This window comes from Paenibacillus sp. FSL F4-0087 (assembly GCF_038020215.1).
Taxonomy (GTDB): Bacteria; Bacillota; Bacilli; order Paenibacillales; family Paenibacillaceae; genus Paenibacillus; species Paenibacillus taichungensis.
In genome coordinates this window covers 5604296-5629757 of record NZ_JBBODJ010000001.1, presented here as the reverse complement: position 1 = coordinate 5629757, position 25462 = coordinate 5604296, and the positions used below count along the sequence as shown (strand labels likewise).

General features: G+C 45.6%; 20 protein-coding genes. 4 read left to right on the top strand and 16 right to left on the bottom strand.

What is annotated here, in order from left to right; translation table 11 throughout:
* Positions 1–275: 275 nt before the first annotated feature.
* The 3 genes from MHB84_RS25900 to MHB84_RS25890 form a co-directional block, all read right to left on the bottom strand.
* Entirely contained in the window at positions 276–1340 is a 1065-nt protein-coding gene (locus MHB84_RS25900; protein ID WP_076289254.1) for a Gfo/Idh/MocA family protein, read from the bottom strand.
* Positions 1341–1497: 157 nt separating this feature from the next.
* Positions 1498–2388, bottom strand: coding sequence for an AraC family transcriptional regulator (locus MHB84_RS25895; protein WP_076289253.1), 891 nt, complete (start codon positions 2386–2388; stop codon positions 1498–1500).
* Between the two features lie 273 nt (positions 2389–2661).
* Positions 2662–3342, bottom strand: coding sequence for a TetR/AcrR family transcriptional regulator (locus MHB84_RS25890; protein WP_076289252.1), 681 nt, complete (start codon positions 3340–3342; stop codon positions 2662–2664).
* A gap of 171 nt (positions 3343–3513) precedes the next feature.
* On the opposite strand from MHB84_RS25890, the gene MHB84_RS25885 reads away from it, so the two are divergent.
* Positions 3514–4866, top strand: a complete 1353-nt coding sequence (locus MHB84_RS25885) for an MATE family efflux transporter (RefSeq protein WP_076289363.1) — start codon at positions 3514–3516, stop codon at positions 4864–4866.
* A gap of 97 nt (positions 4867–4963) precedes the next feature.
* Here the strand turns inward: MHB84_RS25885 and MHB84_RS25880 are convergent, their stop codons facing one another.
* The 7 genes from MHB84_RS25880 to MHB84_RS25850 form a co-directional block, all read right to left on the bottom strand.
* The gene (locus MHB84_RS25880; protein ID WP_076289251.1) at positions 4964–5602 is read right to left on the bottom strand and encodes a sugar O-acetyltransferase; all 639 of its coding nucleotides are present in this window, start codon (positions 5600–5602) and stop codon (positions 4964–4966) included.
* Positions 5603–5820: 218 nt separating this feature from the next.
* Positions 5821–6042: a DUF896 domain-containing protein gene (locus MHB84_RS25875; protein WP_076289250.1), complete on the bottom strand. Its 222-nt coding sequence runs from the start codon at positions 6040–6042 to the stop codon at positions 5821–5823.
* 66 nt (positions 6043–6108) lie between these two features.
* Positions 6109–7059: an LLM class oxidoreductase gene (locus tag MHB84_RS25870; protein WP_076289249.1), complete on the bottom strand. Its 951-nt coding sequence runs from the start codon at positions 7057–7059 to the stop codon at positions 6109–6111.
* 170 nt (positions 7060–7229) lie between these two features.
* Entirely contained in the window at positions 7230–8864 is a 1635-nt protein-coding gene (locus MHB84_RS25865; RefSeq protein WP_076289248.1) for a hypothetical protein, read from the bottom strand.
* Between the two features lie 76 nt (positions 8865–8940).
* A complete protein-coding gene (locus tag MHB84_RS25860; protein WP_063562693.1) occupies positions 8941–9837 on the bottom strand; it encodes a carbohydrate ABC transporter permease in 897 nt (298 codons plus the stop codon).
* A gap of 1 nt (position 9838) precedes the next feature.
* Positions 9839–10732: an ABC transporter permease gene (locus tag MHB84_RS25855; protein ID WP_076289247.1), complete on the bottom strand. Its 894-nt coding sequence runs from the start codon at positions 10730–10732 to the stop codon at positions 9839–9841.
* Positions 10733–10842: 110 nt separating this feature from the next.
* Positions 10843–13308 carry a beta-mannosidase gene (locus MHB84_RS25850; RefSeq protein WP_076289246.1) on the bottom strand — a complete coding sequence of 822 codons (2466 nt, stop codon included), beginning with the start codon at positions 13306–13308 and terminating at the stop codon, positions 10843–10845.
* Between the two features lie 127 nt (positions 13309–13435).
* Between MHB84_RS25850 and MHB84_RS25845 the strand changes: the two genes are divergently transcribed.
* Positions 13436–14296 (top strand): AraC family transcriptional regulator, encoded by an 861-nt coding sequence (locus tag MHB84_RS25845; protein WP_076289245.1) that lies wholly within the window; start codon positions 13436–13438, stop codon positions 14294–14296.
* A gap of 232 nt (positions 14297–14528) precedes the next feature.
* Here the strand turns inward: MHB84_RS25845 and MHB84_RS25840 are convergent, their stop codons facing one another.
* Both MHB84_RS25840 and MHB84_RS25835 read right to left on the bottom strand, forming a co-directional pair.
* Positions 14529–15992: a sensor histidine kinase gene (locus MHB84_RS25840; protein ID WP_076289244.1), complete on the bottom strand. Its 1464-nt coding sequence runs from the start codon at positions 15990–15992 to the stop codon at positions 14529–14531.
* A gap of 1 nt (position 15993) precedes the next feature.
* Complete coding sequence (locus tag MHB84_RS25835) at positions 15994–16710, bottom strand: response regulator transcription factor (protein ID WP_076289243.1); 717 nt, start codon at positions 16708–16710, stop codon at positions 15994–15996.
* Positions 16711–16871: 161 nt separating this feature from the next.
* Between MHB84_RS25835 and MHB84_RS25830 the strand changes: the two genes are divergently transcribed.
* Positions 16872–17636, top strand: coding sequence for a hypothetical protein (locus MHB84_RS25830; protein ID WP_076289242.1), 765 nt, complete (start codon positions 16872–16874; stop codon positions 17634–17636).
* Positions 17637–17793: 157 nt separating this feature from the next.
* Here MHB84_RS25830 and MHB84_RS25825 read toward each other — a convergent pair whose 3' ends face one another.
* From MHB84_RS25825 to MHB84_RS25810, 4 genes are all read right to left on the bottom strand, one after another.
* Complete coding sequence (locus tag MHB84_RS25825; RefSeq protein WP_076289241.1) at positions 17794–20310, bottom strand: glycoside hydrolase family 38 N-terminal domain-containing protein; 2517 nt, start codon at positions 20308–20310, stop codon at positions 17794–17796.
* 23 nt (positions 20311–20333) lie between these two features.
* A complete protein-coding gene (locus MHB84_RS25820; protein WP_076289240.1) occupies positions 20334–21302 on the bottom strand; it encodes an ROK family protein in 969 nt (322 codons plus the stop codon).
* Positions 21299–23203, bottom strand: a complete 1905-nt coding sequence (locus MHB84_RS25815) for a class I mannose-6-phosphate isomerase (protein WP_143764685.1) — start codon at positions 23201–23203, stop codon at positions 21299–21301. Before MHB84_RS25815 ends, MHB84_RS25820 begins: the two co-directional genes overlap by 4 nt.
* 95 nt (positions 23204–23298) lie before the next feature.
* Positions 23299–24225, bottom strand: coding sequence for an AraC family transcriptional regulator (locus MHB84_RS25810; protein WP_076289239.1), 927 nt, complete (start codon positions 24223–24225; stop codon positions 23299–23301).
* Positions 24226–24444: 219 nt separating this feature from the next.
* On the opposite strand from MHB84_RS25810, the gene MHB84_RS25805 reads away from it, so the two are divergent.
* Positions 24445–25392 (top strand): ABC transporter substrate-binding protein, encoded by a 948-nt coding sequence (locus MHB84_RS25805; RefSeq protein ID WP_076289238.1) that lies wholly within the window; start codon positions 24445–24447, stop codon positions 25390–25392.
* The last annotated feature ends 70 nt before the right edge of the window (positions 25393–25462 follow it).

Sequence of the window (25462 nt, the reverse complement as noted above, 5' to 3'; positions counted from 1 at the left end):
TTGTTGTAAATTTAATATTTAGATATTTTTCAAACGAGTGACCAGATCAACCTCTTGTTCTCAAGGACGGATATAGATTTGTAAGAAAAATAATAAAAAGCCGCTAAAATAGCGACTTTGACGATTAAAACCCCGATTGGGATTCATCATAGAGCGGAGCTTCTTTTCGCAAAGATTAAACTTACAGAAAATGTAGACAGACAAAAAAGCCGTCATAATGACGGCTTACACGATTTAACGCATCTATGGTAGTTACAGCAATAACAGAAAGCGTGTTAAATACTTCTATGGATCACACTTCTGGTCTCTGCTGCCTCAAAAATGGTCTCAATCAGTACAAGTACTCTGTGAACTTCATCATTCTTAATTGCAATTTCAGATTTCCCTTCGAGTACAGAGACAAAATTTTCATAGAAGCTTTGCTCCTCCAAGTCCGGCTTTTCTATCGCAAACTTTAGCGTGGACTGTTCGGACGGCGGTGCCATCGTTTTGGTCAATCCCTGTCCCGCTTGGATAGGTTTCGGCTCTATATGAGCAACATCCGGATTTCGAGTGATAATCTCTCCACTTAAATCCCAGTCCCTAATCACTGCTGTACCTTCCGTTCCTTTGAGATACCATCTCGGTAACTTCACATAATTGGTTGTTCCCACTTCAATAAGTGCTGTCAGGCCATCTTTAAACGTTATATAACTCGTAAAACCATCATCCACTTCAGTTCCCAAAATATAACTTAAATTAGCCGCAACACTTTCAATTTGACTATCTGTAATCTGTAGCAGTTGGTCCAGCAAATGCACGCCCCAATCCAGCAGCATACCTCCACCGTAATCCTTCAGCTGGCGCCAATCGCCAGGGATGCCGTTGGCTCCTTGAACCCGGGATTCCAAATGGAACAGCTCTCCAAATTTCTTTTTATCGATGATGTCCTTGGCAGTCCGGAAATCTTCATCCCAGCGACGATTTTGATGGACCGTAAACACACGTTTCTCCTCGTTCGCTACCTTAACGATATCATTAAAATCCTTGCTGGTTATTGTAACCGGTTTTTCGCAAATCACATGTTTTCCAGCCTGCAGAGCTTGAATTGCTATTTCTTTGTGAACATCATTAGGCGTAGCAATTAAAACGATATCCACCAGATCATCTGTTAGCACAGCATCCAGATTTGCGTATGTTTTATAGCCGGCTTCCTTTCCCAATTCCATTCGATATTCAACAGTATCGTATACCCCAATTACGGAAATCTGTGATACAGGCTCAATTAACTGGCAATGATAGCTGCCCATCCCTCCAAAGCCAACAATTGCTATATTATAAATTCGGTTATTCATCTTCATCGTCCTTTCCCTTTTTGAATATGCCTACATGTTAGATTTCTCACAGCAAACTTTATGTAAAAAAGATGAGTGGCTGCGACCTTGATTTATGCAAGATGTATAGCACCTCAACTTGTTTAATACCCTTATCATACAAGTCTCATAAAAGACTATCTTCCTATTTTCTTGCTGTTTTATTCCCGGATATTGTCATGCGATACTTTAAAGGCGATGTCCCCGTCGCTTCCTTGAAGAAGTGATGAAATGTCTTAACGCTATTGAATCCGGCTTGCTCTGCTATTTCGGTAATCGAATAGTTTTCATTGAGCAAAATCCATTTCGCTTTATTAAGTCGATATTCATTTAGAAAAGTTACAAAGGTCATTCCTGTATTTTTCTTGAAAAACTTAGTGAAATAATAAGGACTGAACCCTATATAGTCGGCAACGTCTTTTAGTATAATTGATTCCTGGTAATGGCTTTCTACATATTCAAATATTCGTTCCAGCTTTAATAGCATTTCTTTGGTCGGAGTCAGGATATTTTCCGAGATTTGGGGTCGATGTTTCTCACTCCCCCTTGGTACTTCTCTTAGAATAAAAGTCAACATTTCATAAAGTTTGGCCTTGATCATATATGCATAGCCCTCTTTGCGCTCGTAATCTTCTGTGCTTATGTTTTGCAGAAGAGGAAGAAGCTTGGTTGCCGTTTCACGAGGCCAGTTCCTGCTAGATTGCTCTATTTGAGTAAAAATGTCACGAAGCGATCGATCATCGTAAATTAGTGTGGATACGTCTTGGAACAGGTTCAGATCAAATTGAATAACAATTCGCTCACTATCAGGCGATGACAAAAAAAAGTGGACGTCACCGCCATTAATGAATTGGACTTCCCCCTGCTTCAGACGGATTACATTGTCATTCAACCCCAAATCCAGGCTTCCCTGGGTAACATAAATAATTTCAATTTCCTTATGCCAGTGAGGATAACAGAGCACATCCCCTTTGTGAATAAAGCTTCGAAATGGGAGTCGTTTGTCAAGTTCCGGGATCTCCAGATATAAACTCATGTACGCTAGCTGTCCTCCTTATATGTGTTGCATTCAATATATATTATGTAACCGTTTTCGCAAAAACCTCCTGTGCTAATTCCTTATTTTCATTCTCTGTAGATCCAATAATAATTCAAAAGGATACGTTTATAAACGTTTTTCTCATAACAATTGTTGCTAAGTAATCTTGCCTCATCCATTCGATTTTGAAGGTAACAGTGGAAGATTAACAACAAGCCTTTTTTCAAAAACCGTACATCCGATATCCGGATGTACGGTTTTGTTTACATTCTAATTCCCTTGTTCCTGTATCACCTGTTCAATTCCCGACAAAATCAGCTTCAAGCCGAACTCAAACGCTCCGTCGCTCCCCATCATCTCAAACAGCCCGCTCTTGTGCATTCTTCGGAACAACCCTGCTTCTGTCTCGCTCATGGAGTCCAAGAGCTGAATCATCTCCCCGCCCGGAAGCTCTCCCTGATCCTTAATCATTACGGATACTGTGCGCTGATGCTCATAATTATCCAGAACAAAGAAGAAAACATAGTTCACAAGCGTAAGAACGGCTTGCAATTTCTGTTCTTGCTCAAGTGGCGTCGATTCCATGCAGAGAAGCATACGGTTGGTGAAGCGAATCATGTCCGGCTCATGTGGCAGCGTCTGCATCATAAGCTGCGTGGAGCAGGGATAACGGCGGAGTACACTCCGTATCGATATCGCAAGGCCCTCCATTTGCACCTTCCAGTCCCCATCGGATTGGAATTCATTCAGGATCATTTTCGATATCTGGTTGGCCAGATGCTGGTAGAGATGCTGCTTGCTCTTAAAGTACCAGTACAGAGAAGGAGCCTGAATACCCAGCCGATCGGCCAATCGCCTCATACTGAATTTCTCAATACCTTCATGCCCAAGAAGCTCCCAAGAGGCTTCCAAAATCTTATCCTCCGAAATCTGAGGCTGTTGTTTTTTCATCCGTATCCGCCCTTTTATCTAACAGTGTAAGATTATGCTTTACAGGTTCATAAGTTCATGATACCATCTAACACTGTAAGGCACAAACTAACACTGTTAGATTGGAAGCTGGAATAGCATTTGAATTCCAAATCATTTCAAAAAATAAATGAAGAAAGTAGTGACTCACACATGGATGCAGAAAACCTCCATTATTTTGAAAAAGCACCGATCGCAAAAGCCGTAGCTCACTTCGCTGTACCGATGATGTTAGGTACGTCGATGAGTGTCATCTATTCTATCCTGAACGCCTTTTTCCTTGGTACATTGGGCAATACTGCCATGTTAACCGCACTTGCGCTAACCTTGCCATTATTCGCAGTGATTATGGCGCTCGGCAACTTGATTGGTATGGGTAGCGGTACATTCATCTCTCGTTTGTTAGGAGAAAAAAGATATGAGGATCTAAAACATGTTTCTTCATTCGCCTTTTACAGCAGTTTAGTTCTTGGACTTATCGTAATGGCCATCGGCCTCCCGCTGATCGACCCAATTGTTCATAGCCTGGGAGCAACGCCTGAATCCTTCGGATTTACTAAAGACTATGTCACGATTATGCTTATCGGTTCACCTTTCGTCATATTATTCTTCACACTGGAGAACATCGTGCGCTCGGAAGGTGCGGCAATCACATCCATGATCGGTATGATTCTCAGTGTGGTTGTAAATATTATTCTTGATGCAATCGTCATCTTCATCTTCCATTGGGGTATAATCGGCGTTGCTTCTGCAACGGTCATTTCTAACTTGGTTGCCAGTGTTTTTTACGCATTCCATATGGGGTATAAAAGCCAGTACTTGACTGTCTCCGTAAAATGGTTCAAGGCTTCCAAGGAAATTATGAGTAATGTTTTCAAAATCGGAGTTCCCGTCTTTATCATGAGTATCTTCTTGGGTGCAATGTCGCTCATTTTGAACCATTTTCTTGTCGAATATGGAGATCAGGCCATAGCGGGGTACGGAATTTCATCACGCTTGTTGCAATTTCCTGAGTTTATTCTGATGGGCTTATGTGAGGGAGTTGTGCCATTGATTGCCTTCTCTTTTACAGCGAATAAATTACGCATGAAACATACCATTGGATTTACGATCAAAGCGATTTTGGCGTTAGCTGTTGTGTTCGGCGTTGTCGTCTATTTGATTTCCGACCACTTAATTGGTTTATTTACGAATGACCCGCAATTAATTGAAATGGGTAGCTACATTCTGCATGTGACGTTCCTATCCTTGTTCATTACAGGAATGACCTCGTTGTTTGTGGGGATCTTCCAAGCAACTGCGCAAGGAACGGCCGCGTTTGTTATGTCAGTCATTCAAGGAATTACTCTGATTCCTGTACTCTATATCGCGAACCGATTGAATGGCTTTCACGGGGTTGTATGGTCACTCGTCATTGCGGATGTCGTCGCGTTTCTTGTTGGAGCCATCATGCTGTATATTCTTCGTAACAAATTGCAGCCAGATCTAGAGAATCTAGTGCATTAGAAAATAGTTAATACGCTTTCCACCTAATCAACGAAATACTAATCAAAATAAGAAAACCGTTCCTCTTGTCTAGGAACGGTTTCTTTTTTATGTGTTTTTATTCAATTATGCTGCAATCGGCAAGAATCTCTGGTTTATAACGCATGCTGTCCGATTCTGTGATGGGTCGAATGACTCTGCAGGGTACACCCGCTGCAAAAGATCCTTCAGGGATATCTTGGGTCACTACACTTCCAGCACCAATGACGCATCCGTCGCCAATGGTAACACCTCCGCATACGGTGACGTTAGCCGAAATCCAAACATCATTTCCGATGGTGACAGGTTTAGCATAACAGAGCGACTTAGGTTCCCCGTTTTGGTCCAGCATTTGTCGACGTTCTGAAGCAATGAATGGGTGAACCGGTGTAACAATGGTCACATTAGGTCCAAAGCTGACGTGATCACCAATGGTAACCTTAGCATCATCCTGGACGGTCAGATTGTAGTTCGCAAAAAAATGGTTACCGATTTCTGTGTGAACGCCATAATGAAAGAAAATGGGGCCTTGTATAAAACAACGCTCTCCTTTTCGACCCAGAATCTGCATGAGTAATGCTTCGCGTTCTTCCGTTTGATCCTCAAAAGTACGACTATATTGACTACTAAGATTGTGAGAGCGAAGCTTAATCGCCTTAAGGTCAGGATGGCCCGGGCTAAATAAGATCCCATTAAAAATTCGTTCTTCTTCAGTCATGTTATCAACTCCTGTTATAAATACTTAGATACATGAAACCATCAAACTGCTAAGATAAATAATAAAACACACTTTATTCAATACCTTTATAATGAATATTTATAAAGTGAGCAAAAAGCATCCTACGAAATCAACTACAAATCAAGTGTATTTATCCACACCATTTCTGTCAATGAATACTCGGAGGCTTTTCGATCTTCCAACAACGTTTATTTTCCCTACAAACTGATTCCCTTTTCGTTTCGTACTTTGTCCGGTGTTACATCATTTCCATCTGGATCGAGTATGGTAAGCACTGAAAAAGTGTTTAGAACTTGCCCACGAATTTCCCGTAAATAGTCTTCTCGTAATACTTGTTGTTCAACTCGTTCCGCATTGGTCAAACCTTCTTCACGCTCTTTTTTCGCCAATTCATTAATGCGACCTAAATGTTTAATCATCCTTTTCCTCTCCTTCTTTACAATTAATCTTACTGGTAGTCTAGCACCGAAATGCATACATTGCACCTATTTATTAGATAACGCCGGAAAATATGGAACCACTTCCTCCCCTAATTCTTGAATCACCTCGTCAACCGGACGTGTTCCATATTTCAAGTTAAATGCAAGATGATTCACACCGATTCCTTTTAAAGCATTGAGGTATTCAATTAAAAATTTATATCCGCTCCTAAACCCTAAGTGAATAGGAGTTGGATCTTCATCTGGATTTTCTGATAAATCGATATATAACGACTGATTAAAAGGCTTAAATTCATCCGTTAATGTACGCCATTGTTGAATAAGTGATGCTTGATCAATGATATTTCGTGGGTAATACAGCCAGCCATCACTGTGTTTTGCTATCCATTCCGGCGTCTGCGAAGAATGGCCTGTTACCAAAATAGGAATATCCTTTAATTCCGGTTTGGGTAATAAATCGCCACCCTGAAGGTTAAGGCTTGGTGAATGAATTACCGGGAAATCTTCATTCCAGACTTTTCTCATGACTTGCAAAGATTCTTGAAATAATTCACCACGTTGTTCTCGGTCCACTGAAAATGCCGAAAACTCGCTAGGACGATCCCCCGTAGCAACGCCCAGCACAAGACGTTTTCCGGAAATTCGATCAACAGAAGCTGCTGCTTTTGCTACATGCAACGGATGGCGTAGTGTGGTGATCATACTTCCGGTACCCAATGAAATCTTTTTCGTATGAGCTGCCAAGTAGCCAAGAAAAACCCATGGATCATATATTTGTCCCACATCCCCAAAGCTTGGAACATTTAAAGGAACATCTCTAACGAATAAGGAAGCAAAGCGCGCTTCTTCTGCCTTTTTCGCCAATTGCATTTGTTGCTCTAACTGCATCTCCGGGATACTACCCTTATAAGACTCTATCGGAAAATATATCCCGAGCGTAAGTTGCTCTTCTTTAAACATGTTTGTATAGCCCAGATGTGATTCAAATTTATTCATTTCCTGACCTCCGCATAAATATCCAATATTCAGTTGCAAAGGCAATGATAAACCATATAACCTTCAGAAAATAGTACGCACAATTTTGTTCTATAGGATAAAATTTGTGATATTGTATACTTTTTTATACCAAACGGGAACTGCCACGTTCGACAGTCCCCGTCTCCTATTTACTGCTTGCCTTGAAGCTCCTCATGCCATTCCTGTTTGAGCTCACTCCAATGTGCTCGTTTTTCCAGTGCAGCCTGGAAATCACTCCAAGCCTGTTCAAATTGTGAGTCATCCTTCGCCATAATCAGCTTGGCTTTATACTCTTTTCGCACATTATCGAGTTCAGGCAAATATTTCTCCCATAAGCCACCCGGTTTGGCCTTCACCATATCATAGTTTTCAGCAACCCGGGTCCCACCCATTTTGCCAATCTTTTCGGTGAATTCAATCGTTTTGAATCTTCCTTTCGGATCAGTAACCCCATAATTCCACCATGGATACCAGTCATTACTATAGGAAGAAGCTGCGTATAGCTCTGGCGTCGTGCTTGCCTTCTTCGCTTGATCTCCGGAATCATGCAAGGCCTTGTAATTCTCATCCGTGTACACCCATTTTCCCAACGGTTTATCCACCCAGTCCCAGAACACTCCTGGCGGACCTTCATTCACAACCTGCTGCTGTTCGGGCTTAGGCTGTAGTGTGTAATCAAAGAAAGCAAGAATGGAATCGAGATTTTTAGTATTTTTATTGATAAAAACGTCATTGGCAGGATAAGGATTGATAATCTGATTAGCGCCAATCTCACTCACGCCATCCACTTTCGGATAGGGAATGACATCATAGTACCATGCCGGATCGGTTGGCCCGTCAAGAACCTCCCATAACTGTGCGTCCATATTAAAGAACCCACCTGCATTCATGGCTACACGTCCGGATTTGTTTTTCTCTTTGTAACGCTCCTTCTTGTCTGTAATCGCTTCATGGTCCAGAAGCCCTTCCCGGAACATGTTGTTCATCCATTGGTAAGCCGCTTTATATTGTGGATTGTCATAGATAAACTGATAGTCATTACCTTGCTTCTCTACTGGAATGACGCCGCCCGCTGTGCTGACCGTAACGCCAAATGTACTCAGGATGACATTTTCATCGCTTGCGTCAGAGAGAAAACTAAGGGGAATCAACGGTTTCCCGTTTTCATCTTTCTGCTTAGCCGACAATTTCAAATACTTCTCTATACCATCCAACGATTTCAGATCATCCATCGTCATGCCGGTTTTCTCCAGTACATCTGTACGGACAAACCAGCCATAGGAAGCCCAACCAGGCCAAGGATCATCGGGATTTTGATCAAACCATGTCGGAATGGAATAGATATGTCCGTCCGAAGCTTTCATCTGATCCAGATAGATTTTCGGAATGGAGGCCAATCCAGGATATTTATCCGGCATATCAAAGTATTGCTCCAGCGGAAGAACGCTGCCCGAACGCGTCATCGCAGTGGTCACGACATCACTACGTGAGAACAGAGCTGCATCATCAAAGCCACCAGTATTCAATTTCAGGTTCAGCTCTGTCATTACATCGCCCTGCGTAGCCTCCAGCCGAACGTCTATGCCCGGCTCCTTTTCTTTCCAATACATTTGGACCATACTTTGGTTATTAATTGTTGCATTCCATCCCAGCCATAGCTTAAAGGAATTTGCAGAACTGCTGCCACTCTCTGTGCTGCTGCTTGAGCATGCCGTTATCCCAAACATCAGTAGAGCCAAGGATAATAGCACCAGTTTTCTTCCCTTTTGTTGACGTAAACTCATCACATACGTCCCCCTCGGTTATTTTGAAATTGTATAGGATTAGAAAACCCATTCTGTTGCTTCATTTTACATTGGGTTATCCTTTTACTGAGCCGATAAGCACACCTTTTACAAAATACTTTTGCAGGAATGGGTACACACACAGGATCGGAAGCGCGCTTACCATAACTGTCGCCATTTTGATGGACATCAGTGTAACGTTAGAGAGCATGGTGCCCCGGGCAAGCGCTTCCTGATTATTGTTGGACCCGAGGACAGTCGAGATATCCTGGGCAGACAGCAGTTGTTGCAAAAACGTTTGAACCGGAATCAGATTCTGATCTGAAACATAAAATGCGCCAGAAAACCAGTCATTCCAGTGCCCCACTGCAGTAAAAAGGCCAATGGCTGCAAGCATGGGTTTCGAAAGCGGCATAATAATAACGAAGAGAATGCGGACAGGATTGGCACCATCAATCTCAGCCGATTCGATCAGTGCTTCCGGAATCCCCTGGATGAATTTCATCATCACAAACATATTCCACGCCGAGAAAGCGGACGGAATGATATACACCCAGAATGAGTTTAATAATGACAAGTGATTAAGCTGGATATACAAAGGGATTAATCCGCCACTAAACAGCATCGTAATCAGCACGTATCCCAGGAGGGATTTCCTGAAAGGAAGCTGCCGATAGGACAAGCCATAAGCCGCCAGAAGTGTGATCAGTAAGCCGACAAAAGTGCCTACGATTGTACGGGATATCGTAATTAAGTAGGCATGTTGAATAACCGAATTCCCAAGCACAACCTCATAATTGTACAAAGTAAACTCTCTAGGCCACAGATAGACACCGCCCTTTGCCGCATCGCTGCCAACGTTTAAGGAAACGGCGAGCATATACGTGAATGGATAGATTACCGAGATACAGAGAAGGGCCAATAGAAACACAATAATTGTCTGGCCCACCCGTTCCCTCATAGAAGTTCTCATATTACCAAAGCCCCTCTCCGTTGAACTTTCGCGCCATCTGATTGGTGCATAGTACCAACACCAGACTGATGACCGAAGAAAGGAGACCCACTGCAGTGGCCATTCCAAAATAACCTTGCTGCAAGCCATTTCGTAAAATATATGTGTCTAGCACATCTGCGACTGGCTGATTGGCCGGATTCATCAGAGGATAGATTTGATCCATGCCTACTGCTATCAGTCCAGGCATACTGAGAATCAACACGATAGAGATGGTCGGCATTATACCCGGCAGTGTAATGTTGCGAATTTGTGCAAGCCGTCCTGCTCCTTCTACCCTAGCGGCTTCATAGAGCTGCGGGTCAATCGTTGTAATTGCCGCCAAATACAAAATCGTATTCCAGCCGACCTCCTTCCATAAACCGCTCACTACGATCATGGGCCGGAACCACTCCGTGGATCCCAAGAAAAAAATTGAATCTCCCCCGAGCTTCTCTATCAACTGATTGACCAATCCGCCGTCCAACGTTAGCAGGGATTGCAGAATGTAAGCCACCACGATCCATGAAAAGAAATGCGGAAGATAACTAACGGATTGGACAAACCGCTTGTATTTGTTGTTTTTCACCTCATTGATGAGCAATGCCAAAATAATAGGAGCTGGAAATCCGAATACAAACTTGAGAATTGCGATGTAAATTGTATTCTTTACCACAATCCAGAACTGTTCATCTTGCAAGAATGAGAAGTTTTCCAAACCAACCCATTCACTACTCCACATCGTGCTGCCGATGTGAAAATCCTTGAATGCCACCTGGATGCCCACCATCGGAATGTAGCTGAAGAGAAGCAGCAGGATCGCACCAGGTAGGATCATTACATATTGCCAACGGTATTTTGCCAGTCGTTCAATCATTTAACCACCTCTGCCATCAGTATAGAGATCATTTGAAAGCGGTAACATACAACAACGATCGGATTTCTATCGATTGGATTGGCAATATCAGAAAAAAGCGAAGGAACAACTTACAAATCAAATACGCTGCGTACGATTAGCTGTGATTGCAGTTCTTCAAGGGATGCCGGTTTGTTGAGATCATCTTTCTTCAGAGAAATGGTCTTTCTTCCACCTGCTGACAAGTCAAAATAATTGTTACTGAAAATACCGTCTAATTCACTGAAATCAAGCTCCACAAACCGTGCAAAAGCTTTCGAATCAACCGTAATAACAAAACGATCCTCTTCTTCTGTCATCGTGGTCTCAATTGCAGGATCAATAAAACCAAAATGCTTTGGCTTCACAAATAACACTGTACCTTCGCTGACAACTTCACCATCCACCACAAAGGAAAACTGTAAATACGTATTCCGTTTTTTAGTAGTTGTATCGAGCATCTCAGTGAAATCAAGCTGTTCGAATAACGAGGTTGATAACGCTTTCAACTCAATCACTTTTGAAGAAGCTACGATTTCATTGGATTGCGAATCCATGAGACTCCATTTCAATGCTCCTTTTACAGCATTCCTACTCTCATTCGATACGTGAAGTTCTACCTTCGAACCATCTTCCCGAGCCGATACAAGAACAGGCGCGAAAAAGCGTTTGGCTGCATAATGCAGTGCTTTCCAGCGACCAAAGTAATCGATACTGGACCAGGAAGCAACAGGCCAGCAATCATTCAACTGCCAGTACAGTGCTCCCATACAGCGTCCACGATGTCTGCGCCAGTGCTCAACCCCACATGAGATTCCTTCAGCCTGAATGAGCTGTGAAGCGTATAACAGGGAATTGAAATCTTTTGGCAAGCGATACGTCTCCCCGATGTAATACAGAATTTTCTCATTTCCCGTACCATTCTTCTGATGAGATTCCATGACCGGTGAGAAGATATTGCGGTCTTCCGGCAACGTAAACGTTTCTATGGTCTTGTGATTCGGGAAGGATTGCAATCCGAATTCGGACATGTAGCGCGGGAACAATGCGCGGAATTCGGTAAAAGGTTTCTTGCCATGCCACACATCCCAGTAATGCATGTCTCCGTAATTTTCATCGTTCGGATTGTCAAAGCTGCCTTTGGATGAAGGTGAAGCTAACCAGTAGAACGTGTTCGGATCATATTCCTTCGCAATAGCCGGAAGTAATACCTCATATTGCTTAATATAGTCTGCTTGTAACTGTAAGGATGTTTTCTTCGCCCAGTCCCATTCAACCCAAGCCATCTCCTGCTCATTGTTTCCACACCAGATTCCTAATGAGGCATGATGACGCAAGCGTTTCATGTTATCGATGGTCTCTTTAGTAATCGATTGCTTAAATTCCTCAGTCAGTTCATATACCCCGCAGGCATACATCAAGTCCTGCCATACAATCAAGCCGTATTCGTCGCACAAATCATAGAAATAATTCTCCGGATAATGTCCCCCACCCCAGACACGAATTGTATTGAAATGGGCTTGCGCACAGCTCTTGATCAATCGTTCTGTCCGATCTGGGTTACAGCGCGGCAAGATGTTATCTTCCGGAATATAGTCAGCACCCATCGAGAAAAAGGATACACCGTTCACTTCAAATTCGAAGGACTCACCCCATTGATCCTGCTCTTGCTTCACAGTTAATGTTCTCAGTCCAATGCGCTTAGCATCACGATCCAGCTCCACGCCTTGTTCCATAAGCGCAACGCTTAGCTGATACAATGGCTGTTTGCCCAGACCATTCGGCCACCATAACTCGGGATGGTCCACTTCAATCCAGATATGATGATTAGCATCATTCACGACGGACGTCCATCCTTTCAATGTCTCCCCGGAAGGAGTATCTAATGTGACCGTGATCTCTCGCTCTTCTTCTACCCAACCTGATGCCTTTACTCGTACATCTAAGGTTACCTTGCCTTCGCTATGCATTTGTGTAACGTAGACATCTTCCAAACGGGCATGATCATAGCCTTGAATGGAGATATTTCGCCAGATTCCCAAATCAGGTAATTGTGGACCCCAATCCCAACCGAACATGGAGTGTGCTTTACGCAAATGGGAGATTCCTTCCACTGCATCACTGCAGTTAATCAACGGGCGCTCGGCTTGTTTACGCAGTACATACTCCACCGGGGAACGAAGAATAATGTGTATGGTATTTTCACCTTGTTTGATAAAGGAGGTAATATCGATTTCATAAGTACTGTGCATATTACTTACATTCGCGATATTTTTTCCATTCAGAAACAATTCACCAATTGTATCCAACCCTTCACATAACAGGATAATCCGGTCATGCTTGAGATCCGCTGCGCTTACTTCAAAAGAGTGTTTGTATTCATAATCATAATTACACAATTCAAGTGCCGCCTGCTCTTGCTCGCGGTAGTAAGGGTCTTCCATTTGTCCAGCTTGAAGCAAATCATTAAAGACCGAGCCTGGAACCGTCGCCGGAAGCCATTCGGCATGATCCACTCTCTTCATTTGCCACCTGCCATTGAGATCGATAAGCAACATTTGCGATACCTCCTGATGTCTTTGTAATCTATTTCATTCTATCAAGAGGTCTCCATACTTTCTTATGTTGTGTTCACGGAATTCGTGTGCTATTTTGACATTAACAATAATTGGAGAGGTTCGAGCCATGATCAAATACACAGCGTCTACTCACATCAATCCCGACCTGCTCGTAGATCCATTCTGGGTCGATTCCTTATCGAAAGTATCACCCGAGCATACCCATGACTTTTACGAGTTCTTCATTCTAAGTGAAGGGCAGTGCCAACATATCGTCAATGGAACAACCCAGCATTTAAGGCCGGGCTGCCTTGTCTTTATTCGACCGCATGATATTCACCGTTATGAGCCGGAAGGCGCTCAGGACTGCCGTTTTCTGAATAGCCCGTGTCGATCCGCAGTAATAGAAGAAGCTTTGGCCTACTTGAATGAACAGAAGTATGCGCAAGGACTCTTACAGGCTCCTGTTCCCCAGATTGCCATGTTATCTCAGTTAGAAATGACAGAGATGGTTCGAAGCTTTGAACGGATTATGATGCTCTCCACAGTGGATAAGAAGAAGGCTCGCGTATACGCAAAAGGGCTAATTATTCAGATTTTTACGCAGCATTTCTTTGAGTTGGATACCATTGAACAACCCATTCTCCCGCTGTGGCTTGAGCATGCGATCTCCAAAATGCAGCTGAAAGAAAACATGATTCGTGGTCTTCATGCGCTCTATGAATTGTCAGGTCGAAGCGTTGGTCATGTGAACCGCGCCTTTCGTCAATATCTGAATCAGACACCAACAGAGTATATTAATCAGCTTCGGCTGAATGTAGCCAAAAACTTGCTGCTCACGACTGAGCTTCGTGTGCTTGAGATTGCACTGGAAGCGGGATTTGAGAACGTCAGCCACTTCTACCATCAGTTCAAAAAATACTATAATCAAGCTCCGCTAGATTTCCGTAAAAACGCGACAATGAATAAGGAATCGCTGCTACCATAAGGAATTCAAAGCATCCATATGGTGATATCAGCAGCATGCCATCCATCATATCCGAATCCAAAATTTAAAAAAGCTCTCCCTATAGTGCAGGGAGAGCAGGGTACACACAAAGCCACTTATGCGAAGTATTTATATTGGCGATTGGCGACACAAACCCACTCGAGCATTTCCACTATATCTCTCACTTCGAGGTTTGGTGCAGCTAGAAGGATATTGTTGCCGCCCTTTCCTTTCAGACACGTTGAGCCGCAGGGAAGCCAAACGAGATTACAGCTCCTCCCTCCTTACGGTTGGTCGCCTGAATCAGCCCGCCGCAGCGTTCCACAATAGCCCGGGCAATCGCCAGACCTAGTCCGGATTCACCGTCTTTTCCTTTGACAAAACGGTGGAATAAGGTGGGCAGCAGCTCCTGCGGAAAGCCGGGACCGTCATCCGAAACGGATAGCGCGATCTTCCCTTTTTCCAAGTTCGCAGTGATGTGAATTTCTTCTTTGGCGTATCTTGCAGCATTCGTCACGACGTTGAGCAGTGCCTGTAGCAGTTTATCCTGATCAGCCATGACGAACAGCTCCTTATTGTCCGGACAAGCGATATGGAGTGTAAGTCCTTTCTTTACAAGCAGCGGATTGACACGTTCGGACGTTTCCGTCAACAATTCATTCAGACTGACCTTGGAAGGTTTGAAAATATCCTCTTCACTATCCAGCTTCGCGAGCAGCGTCATTTCGGTAACAATCTTTCCTAATCTGCCGCTCTCCCCCAGGATCACGTCCAGCCCTTTACGAACGTTCTCACCTTCAAAGATCCCATCTCGAATGCCCTCCGCATAGCCTGCAATGGACATCAGTGGGGTCTTCAGCTCATGAGAAGCATTCTGGAAAAACTGCTTCTGCACCTCATTGAACCTGTTCAGTTCACCAGCCATCTCGTATACCGTCTGTGCTACAGCTCCAATCTCACCGCCAGCCTTGACCAGCTGCACATCCGTGAAATGACGTTGTTTGACCTTCTTAAGTTCCTGCTTTAGATTCATCAATGGCTGAATCAGCCTTTTCGTAATAAACAAACTGAGCAGGAACATAATAGCTCCAACGATACAGATCACCAGGATGAGACGCCCCAGAAGCGCCTGTTCGATTGCTTTGATCTTGCTCATGGGCGTCAACAGAGTCAGGGTTCCTTGGGGGATGGGACTGACATCCATCACATAACGTCCATCCGTTCCCTTCCACAGGTCCTTGATGCTGGATGAAGTGACCGCTGTGTATTTCGACAAGTTTGCTGGTACGGCTTCAGTCAATGTGTTACTGCTCGCCATTCCGGTTGTACCACTCACAGACAAAGTCCCTGACAGCACATTTCCGTTAAAATCAGTGACAAAGGCTTCAACATCCGCAGGAATGAGTGTTGAAGGAGCACTCGTAGCCTCTCCCGTAACCAACTGGACGGACTGCATACCCGTAATATTCAAATTAGGCATCGTGACAGCAGTTCCAGTCGTAAGTACAGGACTCATTGTGATATCCCCTGCTTTCGTTATAGAAGCGGACATCGCCGCACTTAACGTCTTGAGATCATTCTTCTCTGTCCCAATGAAATGATCCAGCAGCACATAATGAAGTAAAACGGCCGTGACGGAGAGGATCAGAACCAGTGACAATCCGAACGCAAGATTAATTTGATGAACAAGTTTCATATTAAACTTCACTCCGATCTGTACGCATACGATACCCGTGTCCCCACACCGACTCGACGGGAAGTTCCTCAATCTTTTTGCGAATCCGCTTAATTAAATGATCCACGGCACGGTCACTGCCAAAATAATCTTCTCCCCAGACAAAACTGAGCAGCTCGTCCCTCGTAAACGCACGATTTGGATGTTCAGCCAGTACCTTGAGCATGGTGAACTCTTTGCTGGTCAGGTCCACTTCTTCCCCTCGCCATATGGCCCGCCTCTCTTCCAACATTAATTGAAGCTCTCCGGTATCGATTCGTGGCGCCGCAGCTTCGCTTACAACAGCTCTTTCTTCCGCACCGGTAAGTCTAATCCAACGTTCCAGCTGCCGCTTGATGCGGGCTACCAGCTCACGGGGGCTGAAAGGCTTCACTAGATAATCGTCACTGCCTAGCTCAAGGCCAAGTATTTTGTCCACCTCATTATCCTTCGCCGAGATCATAATAATGGGTACCTCTCCTTCATTCCGGATGCGTTTGCATAATTCATAGCCATCCATTCCGGGCAGCATAATGTCCATCACCCACATGCTCGGCGGACTTATTCTATATAAAGACCAGGCATCCTCGGCATTAGCAAGGCCTATCGTTCGATAGTTCTCTTTGTGCAAATAAGCTTGAATCAGTGTGCGTATATTCTCGTCATCGTCTACAACCGCGATGAGGTAATCGTTATTCATGAACGGGGCCTCCTGTACTTTTCTCTATAGTGAGTATACCAAAGGTATTTATATGGGAAGAGCTTTGCCATTGTTTTTCCACAATTACACCAATATTGTGCCACACTCCTTCGGTAAATTGATAACTGTAAGACAAACCAAATCATAAGGAGTGTTACGAAATGAACTACAGTTTTAAATTCAGAAATGTTGCCCTGTCCGCCCTGCTGCTCACTGCGATCTCCGCACCGATTGTCGCGAATGCCGACAGCGCCGCTAACGCAAATGCTGTTACAAACGGAGCAGCCACCTTGAAAGATGCGAAACCCGCTATTGCAGCCTTTACATTGGCTAATCCAGTGGAGCAGGCCAAAAAGTACGCGCCAGAAACAGTAAGCGAATGGGAAAAAACGCTGGCCCGTTACAATAAACTGCTTTCACAAAACTATACATCCCGAGTAATGGCCACTTTGGTTGCTGTTGATGTAGACTCTGACGAATGGAAGAAAGTTTCCGAGAACGCCAAACCAGGTGAGATCAAAGAAATGCAGGCCTTAAAGGTTGAGGAAGGCAAACTTACGTCAGTTGAGAGTGTAAAAGCCGAAAAATTACCTGATTCCGAAAATAAGAACACCTTGTCTTTCTCCATTACCACAAACAGTTCGGATCTGAAAGGATTAGTTGAGAATGCAGAATCTGGAGTGCCAATTGCCGTCAGCTCTCTGAATCTTGACGAAAAATCAACCGGAACAACAAGTGCGGTTATAGCGAATGCTGAAAGTCTTCAATTTAGCGGTACTACAGCTGCCAGTGCATTCTTCTTAGCACAAAGTAATTTGAATAATGCTGTAACAGCTAAGGACGAAGCGGCAATCAAGACTTCCCTTGCCGACCTTCTGAAGCAATACAAAGCGCAAATTACTGAGCTAGAGGCAGCTCAAGAGTAGGCTTAAATACATTTCAGCTTTAACAACATCATTAAGCAAAAATACCAAATCTTACGCGAACTAAAAGACCGAACGCCAACAACCAGCAGGCCTCCATGTGGAAGCCTGCTGGTTGTTGTTTTATCGACTATAAGTTTATATCTGTTAGGTGTTATCTTTATTTTTCATTAACCCGTGTAACCACAAATGGCTCGTTCAACGCATGCAGGGCTGCGGCCATATCTTCAACCGAAAGTCTGCCACCAGCCGAAATATGATATTGAAACTCATAGAAGCCGCCCAATGTTGCTTTGAAATTCGTTTCCCAATAATTCGTCATCAGCCAGGCATAAGCTTCCGGTTGAGCGTCAGGCGCTTGCTGCGTGTGGACCTTTCTGGTCCCGTAATCCAGCGTTCCCCATTGCACGAGAGGTGTGTCCGGGACAGCAAGCAGCAGACTGCGGTCATTATCCTGCCAGGCAATGCCCGACTGTACAGCGGAATAATCCAGGCAAGTTCCTGGAATCTGATCCTTCCAGGGGCGAACGAGGCCTCCTGGCTTGTCGGCTAACAGGGTAACTGGCCCAGTGCCTCCTGGGGTGAACGGCAGAGCCAGATAAACGTTCTCCGGATTCCAGATGCTCTCTTTATGGAACCGCGCCGAAATATCCATTCGGTTTTGACGGGTATAGATCCGCAAGTGTAGTGAAAAATAGGCGATGCCCTTGAGCTGATAACCAAGCTCAACGGTAGCATACAGCGGTCCATTATCCACCGCGCGCACTGAGATGAGCTGACCAACCGAACGCTCCACGTTAAGGCCTTTACGATTGCGTCCCATTTTGGAACGAACGCTCCATACCTGAGATGCATCTGCAGGGTTCGCTGGATTTGTCACCTCATAGATGGGTGTAAACGCCCCATACAGATCATCTGCTTTCAGCAGTTCGCGGCCTGTCTCCTTATCGATCCACGACACGATGCCGCGCTCTTTCGACCAAGTCAAGCGTACATAAGGTGACTCCAGCCCCGTTTGGCAAACGGAGACCGGCGCTTGCTGTCTGCCTGCCGTTAAGGAATACATATCCTCCATATCGTACACCTGGTCAGCACCGATCAGCTTCGAATTGGAGGTTGACGTTAAGGAAGAAAGACTATTCTGCGCTGCCAGTATTGGGCGCAGGATCAATATGCAGCTCTCCATGCCTTGGAGCTTAAGTTCCGCAATAATCGTCTGTGGGTGGCTTGACTGCTGGATCAGCACCTGTCCCGTATCCTCCCGGATTACTTCTACTCCGTTCAATAGCTCATCCGGTTCCCATCCTTCAAGCTTCAACTGAACCAACTCGGTTACCTCCCGCTCCGAGAGATTCGTTACCTTGAAGCGATAAGGACGCCCCGGGTACAAGGTGGCGGCATTATCGGCAAGCAGCACCTGATCTAGCGCGCGATAAGCAAGCCTGCTTGCCTCTGCAGCGTGAGCTGTCTTGCGAACCTCAAGCATCTGCACATTTTTGTGCCACGGTTCATAAACAGAGGAGTGATACCCCCAAGTGTGTTCGGCATAAAGAGTAAGCGCCTGCTCTACAGCCTCGATTTCCTGGAGACTAACACTTTTCTTTCCAGGGTCGAGCTTTTCCACCTTGCGAAGTGTCCGCTGTGCGTCACGGTAAATCTGAGTGTGCATCGGTGTGGAGCTTACACCATCCGACCACCAGTCTGGCCAATCCCCTTTATGCACAGGCAGACCATCCGTCCCTTCCTCCTTCAAGCGTGCAAAAAAGCCGCTCAACGTACTCATCTCCACGGAAATCCCCTCGCCGTTTTGACGGTTCCATACATCGATCCATTCCATAATTGAGCTATTGGGCGATCCGTTGTCTGTGGGCAATCCAGACAGCATCATCGGCACGAAATCGTATGGATACTGCTCCGCCTCAAGCTGGGCCAAGTACCGGTGGATGCGAATATTGGCGATTTGATTATGAATGTTCGCTGGTTCCACAAGTCTGTGGCCGAATTCATCACGAATCATGTATTTGCCAAGCGCACCAGGACAGAAACCAAGCTCGTTGCCAAGCATGTAGTGGTCTCCATTCCAGACCAGCAGGCGTTCCCCACTTGGAGCTTCCCACCAGAAAGGGGACTGCTTGCGGCCCAGCGCATACATGCCGTGATGAGTATGTATACAGCTGAATAAATGTCCGATTCCGTTATTTAGCAGGCTATCGGCATATCCCCAGCTGTAGCCATTGATATCCGCCGTCATCGCACTGTCTATTGGGTGACCGATAGATTTGGCATATGTCTGAGCTTTGCTGTGTATTTTGTTCAACAACTGTAGGTCGGGCAGCTCGGTCATATTCAAATACGTGCCGGATAGCTCGATATCGCCCCGTCGCACGGCTTCGGCAAAGGCACCTTTTTCTTCGTCTCCAGCTTGCTTCAGGAATTGCTCCACGGCCCAGAAGGTCTCGCAGGTCCAACGGAACCCTTTCCACTCGGGGTTTACACCGTTATGAGCATCATTAACAATACGCAGCGCCTGACGGATAAAATCGATATGATATTGTTCAATCTTCTCTTGTCGGTCCGTATAACCAATGTCAGTATGGGAATGGTGAATGACGTATATTTTCCATTTCCGTTCAAGCGTTGGGATGGCTGCCTGTTTGATTTGTTGTTCGAGTGTCATCTTTTTTCTCCTTTGTTGATGGATTAGGTACCTTTTACGAGTTGGAAAATCCCGTGGAACACATGCTCCTGCATTTGTTTCTCATTATGCAGAGCAATCTTCTCGGGCAAGAGCGCTTCAGAAAGCGCGCTGCCAAATAGATCATGGGTTTCGGCAATTTGCCCCCCCAAGATCAGACGAGCGGGGCGAAATTCTGCCACGTACGGACGCAGCATTTCCCCAAGCCGCTGACCGTAAAGCTGCCATACACGGATGGCGGAGGAATTTCCCTGTCTGGCCGCTATGGCTAGATGGTACACGTCCTCTCCCTGGCTTCGAGCATCATGGCTATCTGCCAAGGCCAAAATGCCTCGGCTTCCGAACAGATCATCCACGGTTCCTCCGTTGTATTGCTCGGCATACAACATGCCTGAGTCGGGAATTCCCCATTTTCCGCTGACAATGGACCGGTTCTCAACAAAAGCTGAGCCAAGGCCCGTTCCCAATGTAAGGCAAAGCAATCTGTCCTGTGGAAAAAGCCTGCTGACCCCCAGAGCGAACAGAGTAGCATCATTGCCAAAACGAATATCTGCGTTGGCAAGCTGGGTCATCCATGTAGGAGCAGTGGGCTCCGCTGCAAGCGCCGTTAATTCACACCGCAGCAGTGTTTTTAGATTGAATTCATAAAGCTGCTCGTATTTATTCAATCCCTGGATACGGGAAACCCCTGTGTCGTATTCAAAAGGTCCGGGGAAAGCAAAGCCGATGTGAAAATTGGCAAAAGTGGCCCGGGTCCCTTTATCGGTACTTAGCCTCTCCATGTAGGCGACGTATGCCGCGGCAAGCTCCTGGATCACGCCAGCCAGATTGGAGGCGATTTCATACGCGCTACTGTCGGAGTGCGATGACCTTTTGACATAAAGTTGTGGTAGAAGATTCCCGTCACTCAGTACAACGGCACCCTTCAAAAAGGTCCCCCCGGCATCAATGGCAATCGTGACGTCAGGGTTCATAAAGGTTCACCAGATTTCCAGTGATGCGGAAGCAGAGGCGTGTTCCAGTCTGGCGAAACCTGTGCCCGGATCAGAGTGCACGATCGGTCACCCAGAGACTCCAGACGGAAACCTCCGACGGAGGCAGGAACGATATACGCTTCGGCGTACCCCCACTCCACAGCCGCTGTCTTATCATCCAGCGGAGTCAGCCGCACACGGTCACCTTCTACGAGGTTAAACATAACAAACTCGCCAGCCGTATCGTCGATCCACTCTCCGTCCAGTTTTAATCTTTTGATCTGAAAAAGCAGATCCTCCCGTTCGCCTAGCAGCTCTTCCCTGCTGTCTCCCTGTACTCGGCTTTCCTTTGGAACCACTATCAAATGCTTCTGAACGTAATCCGTGTCAAACTGTTCCTGCATGTTGGCACTGGCATGATCGCCGTTGATCGGACGCGGACGCCCGTCTCTGTCCAGCCGCAAATGGTCGTATATTTTGAAGGTAAACCACCATGTTGTCGAAGAGATCTCCAGCACCAGATTGTTTTTGCCCGAAAAATGTACGGCGCCTGGCGGGATCAGAAATAGGTCACCCTTATTCGCATCCCAAATGTTCACATATTCTGGGATCTTCAGCGGTTGTCCCAAGGTGTGGGCAGATTCAACCGCCTGAAGCAGCTCCTCCCCGGTTGTACCCTCCGTGAAACCCAGTCCCACAAAAGGTTTGGCGCCTTCCTTCTGTTCCATAATGTAATAGGATTCCTGCTGCGTCATCGTTTCGTTGAACGTCTGCTCGATGTATGCCTGCTGGGGGTGGACCTGCAAAGACAGATGATCCCCGTCGATCGTATCGAGATAATCAAACCGGATCGGAAAATAGTCGCCAAACAGTTGCACATTCCGCTCGCCCATAATTGCTTCTGGATGAGCAGACAACAGCAGCGGGAAAGGAAGCTCCACTATAAAATCCCGATAACCGATTAATAGCGTGTTCTCCGGTGCGATAGGTTCAAACCCCCATGCGCAGTTATTCCAATCCTTAGGCAGGTCGCATAGTTCTTTTAAATACTGTCCGCCCCAAATCCCCGGTGCAAAAAACGGTTTTACTCGAAAAGGCTGCTGGGCTGCTGAAGCCAAAAGTCGGCGCAGCATAGGGACGGTGACCAAAACGGGTCGTTCCCGGTTGTTCGTATCCACATAGTAGTCAAAGTCATACAAGTGGCGTTTGCGATATTCCTCCCAGACGGGCCATTCCAGAAACAAGGCATGCTTATAGGTTTCGACCGTATCCCGGCAAGTGCCTAACCCCAAAGAACCCATCCCCTGCTGATGCAGTTTCTGCTGTGCCTCTCTGGATAAGTCGCAAAACAGAGAAACGTTCGTTAAACCTGATGCTGTAGAAAGGAAACCAGATCCAGACCCAAAGGTCACAACGATGGGGGCTAACTGATCTATGTTTGGCGACTGGACCTCTGCATGTTCAGCGGAATGATAAAGCCGAAGTTGATCGTCTACATCACTGAGCCAGACCGACTGTGCATGTGGCCGGAAATAATCCTTAACGCTGACGTCCGAGGCTATAACGCCAAAAGCACGGTTATCCGTCAGATAAGTGTGAAACTGCTGAAGCAAATCTGTAGAAGACTTTAAATAATCAGCGCTGTCTATTTCAATTAAAACCCTGCTCTCTAGGTGGCAGCGCGACCGCAGTATTGCCAGACATTCGTTGAATGCGGCACCATGTGTACCATCAATGACCATATAAAAAGGAAGCAAATCATTCTGTACACATTCAGGCCAAATTTGATCAAGCCATTCTTCATACGCATTCCAGATCCCCGGTTCTGTCTCTTGGTCGGGCTGAAGCTGAATGAAATTGACTGGGTTGGTTTGAAAGGCCAAAGGGGCTATTCGGGGCATGTTTAAAACCTCCAACTCTATATCGATTTATGTTCATCATTGTATAGGGAGTTGGAGGTGCTGTCTTTAAACGATCAAGCTGTGTTTTTGTACAATCAGGACATTCGGGGTGGGTAATGCATTTTGCCAGAGCGGCCTTCGGCAAACTGATTGCGTCGGAATTTGGCCGGGGAAACACCAAGCTCGCGGGTGAATATCCGGGTAAAATAGTGCACGGATTGGAACCCGCACTTGATGGCGATATCTTTAATTGGTGTCTGTTCATTTAATAAGAGCCCAGCGGCTTGCTGCACACGTCGTTCCTGAATGTAGTGGACGAAGGACTGCCCCAGATTTTCCTGAAACAACCGGGTCAGGTGACGGGATGAAATGTGGAGGTGCCTCGACACCGTCATAAGTGTAAGCTCATTGATCAAATTATCATCAATGTATCGTTTGGCCTGTCGGAACAACGTATTTTGTTCCATGGGCTGCTCTCCCGTATCGGCCGAGTCTGTTCGAGTCGGAACGTGCAAATCTGCTATCGATAACAGCAGAGAAGCGGAAATTTGCTTTACAGCAAGTGGAAGAGTTGCCCCAGGCTGGTCGAAAGAAGTAATGAGCGCTTGCCATAAATGGCCAGTTGGCGTAAGGTCCGCTTGCTGGGATACGCTTTGTCCAAGCTCGGCAAGTCGACGGAAAAATTCAGTATAATAAACATCTGTGTGGGCTTCATCCAGTTCGAAAGCCACATAAGAAAGTGTCAGTCCGGTCTGGCTGCGAATTTGATGCCATACGCCTGGAAGAGATAGAAATGCTGTTCCTTTATTTAAAGCATAATGCTGGTTTTGTTCTATGTAGCTTCCTTCACCGTCTACCACATAACAAGCCTCAAAAAAGGAATGCCGGTGGAAGGCATTGTCGAAATGATCGGGCATGAATCCCCAATACAAAATGGACAATGAAAGCCCTGTTTGCTCCACTTTTGTAATATAACGATTGCATATGTGATTGGCCCGGCGGAAGCTGGCTTCGATGGTCATGGCGTTCCTCTCCCTTCAAGCTCTCATTATACGTTTACATAACAAAAAGGCAATCCAGAGTTGATTGCTTTTATGGTAAATAGATCGGTCCATTGACATTTGTCCAAACAAATTCGTTGCTTTTTTTTCATTGTCTCCCCTCTTAATGATGCCTATAATAACATTTGTAATTGATAATCATTATCATTTATAAACCAAAAAAAGCAGGGGGCAACAGGAATGAACAGCACATTAATGAAACAACTAACAATATGGGGAGCAAGCTTCCTTCTTCTTGCTGTGTTGGCAGCGTGCAGTCGTTCGGAAAGCATTCCTTCTCAGGAGCTTGAGGAGAATCGTGAGCAAACCATAAGCTATACAACCCAATCAGGTGAACAGGTTGAGATTCCGGCGCAATCACAGCGGGTCATTTATCTTGGTTCTACACTAGAAGATCTGCTCGCAATGGACATTCCTGTCGTTGGAGCCAATCTGGTTCATGCCACGGGCAGCTATACGGAAGGCCGATTGGAAGGTATTGAGGATGTTGGGAATCCTGGAGACCTGGAGGCAATAGCTGCCTTGCAGCCTGATTTGATTTTAAATGGCTACACAGAAGATGCAGACCGAAATACGGCTTTTGCAAAGATTGCTCCTACCATCCCCTTTAATTCAGCATTGCCGTTCAAAGAACGCGTGCGAGAGCTCGGTACCATATTTGACAAAAAAGATGAGGCAGAAAAATGGATAACCAAATTTGATGCAAAATCGGAATTGATGTGGGACAAACTGCAATTGGAAGACGGTGAGACGGCAACGATTTTCTTGCAATTGGGCAAAAAACTCTACGTTATGGGCAATCGTTCGCTGGGCGTAGTCCTGTATCAAGAGCGCGGATTCGCAATCCCGCCGGCCATTCAGCAGAATATTATCGCCAAAGACCAAACCTTCATTGAAGTGTCGGAAGAACTGCTGCCGGAATACGCGGGGGATCATCTCTTTGTACTCGTTCTCGGCAACGACGAGAGCCAGGCAGAGTCAGATCGGATGATGCAAAGCCCATTGTGGCAAACGTTACCTGCAGTTCAGAATGGGAACGTCTATACCACCTCTGCTGAATGGAACACCGATAACCTGCTGGCTTTGGAGCAGTTGCTTGATGAACTGCCGAAGTGGATGAACCGGTAATAACTAACGTCGAATATTGTTGACCCCCATTTTGGCTCTGCGCCTGTGGGGGATTTTTTATGCAAAGATC

Coding starts and splice junctions, on each gene's coding strand:
- MHB84_RS25900 (WP_076289254.1), bottom strand. CDS start 1,340: ATGAAGATGAATAACCGAATTTATAATATAGCAATTGTTGGCTTTGGA.
- MHB84_RS25895 (WP_076289253.1), bottom strand. CDS start 2,388: ATGAGTTTATATCTGGAGATCCCGGAACTTGACAAACGACTCCCATTT.
- MHB84_RS25890 (WP_076289252.1), bottom strand. CDS start 3,342: ATGAAAAAACAACAGCCTCAGATTTCGGAGGATAAGATTTTGGAAGCC.
- MHB84_RS25885 (WP_076289363.1), top strand. CDS start 3,514: ATGGATGCAGAAAACCTCCATTATTTTGAAAAAGCACCGATCGCAAAA.
- MHB84_RS25880 (WP_076289251.1), bottom strand. CDS start 5,602: ATGACTGAAGAAGAACGAATTTTTAATGGGATCTTATTTAGCCCGGGC.
- MHB84_RS25875 (WP_076289250.1), bottom strand. CDS start 6,042: ATGATTAAACATTTAGGTCGCATTAATGAATTGGCGAAAAAAGAGCGT.
- MHB84_RS25870 (WP_076289249.1), bottom strand. CDS start 7,059: ATGAATAAATTTGAATCACATCTGGGCTATACAAACATGTTTAAAGAA.
- MHB84_RS25865 (WP_076289248.1), bottom strand. CDS start 8,864: ATGAGTTTACGTCAACAAAAGGGAAGAAAACTGGTGCTATTATCCTTG.
- MHB84_RS25860 (WP_063562693.1), bottom strand. CDS start 9,837: ATGAGAACTTCTATGAGGGAACGGGTGGGCCAGACAATTATTGTGTTT.
- MHB84_RS25855 (WP_076289247.1), bottom strand. CDS start 10,732: ATGATTGAACGACTGGCAAAATACCGTTGGCAATATGTAATGATCCTA.
- MHB84_RS25850 (WP_076289246.1), bottom strand. CDS start 13,308: ATGTTGCTTATCGATCTCAATGGCAGGTGGCAAATGAAGAGAGTGGAT.
- MHB84_RS25845 (WP_076289245.1), top strand. CDS start 13,436: ATGATCAAATACACAGCGTCTACTCACATCAATCCCGACCTGCTCGTA.
- MHB84_RS25840 (WP_076289244.1), bottom strand. CDS start 15,992: ATGAAACTTGTTCATCAAATTAATCTTGCGTTCGGATTGTCACTGGTT.
- MHB84_RS25835 (WP_076289243.1), bottom strand. CDS start 16,710: ATGAATAACGATTACCTCATCGCGGTTGTAGACGATGACGAGAATATA.
- MHB84_RS25830 (WP_076289242.1), top strand. CDS start 16,872: ATGAACTACAGTTTTAAATTCAGAAATGTTGCCCTGTCCGCCCTGCTG.
- MHB84_RS25825 (WP_076289241.1), bottom strand. CDS start 20,310: ATGACACTCGAACAACAAATCAAACAGGCAGCCATCCCAACGCTTGAA.
- MHB84_RS25820 (WP_076289240.1), bottom strand. CDS start 21,302: ATGAACCCTGACGTCACGATTGCCATTGATGCCGGGGGGACCTTTTTG.
- MHB84_RS25815 (WP_143764685.1), bottom strand. CDS start 23,203: ATGCCCCGAATAGCCCCTTTGGCCTTTCAAACCAACCCAGTCAATTTC.
- MHB84_RS25810 (WP_076289239.1), bottom strand. CDS start 24,225: ATGACCATCGAAGCCAGCTTCCGCCGGGCCAATCACATATGCAATCGT.
- MHB84_RS25805 (WP_076289238.1), top strand. CDS start 24,445: ATGAACAGCACATTAATGAAACAACTAACAATATGGGGAGCAAGCTTC.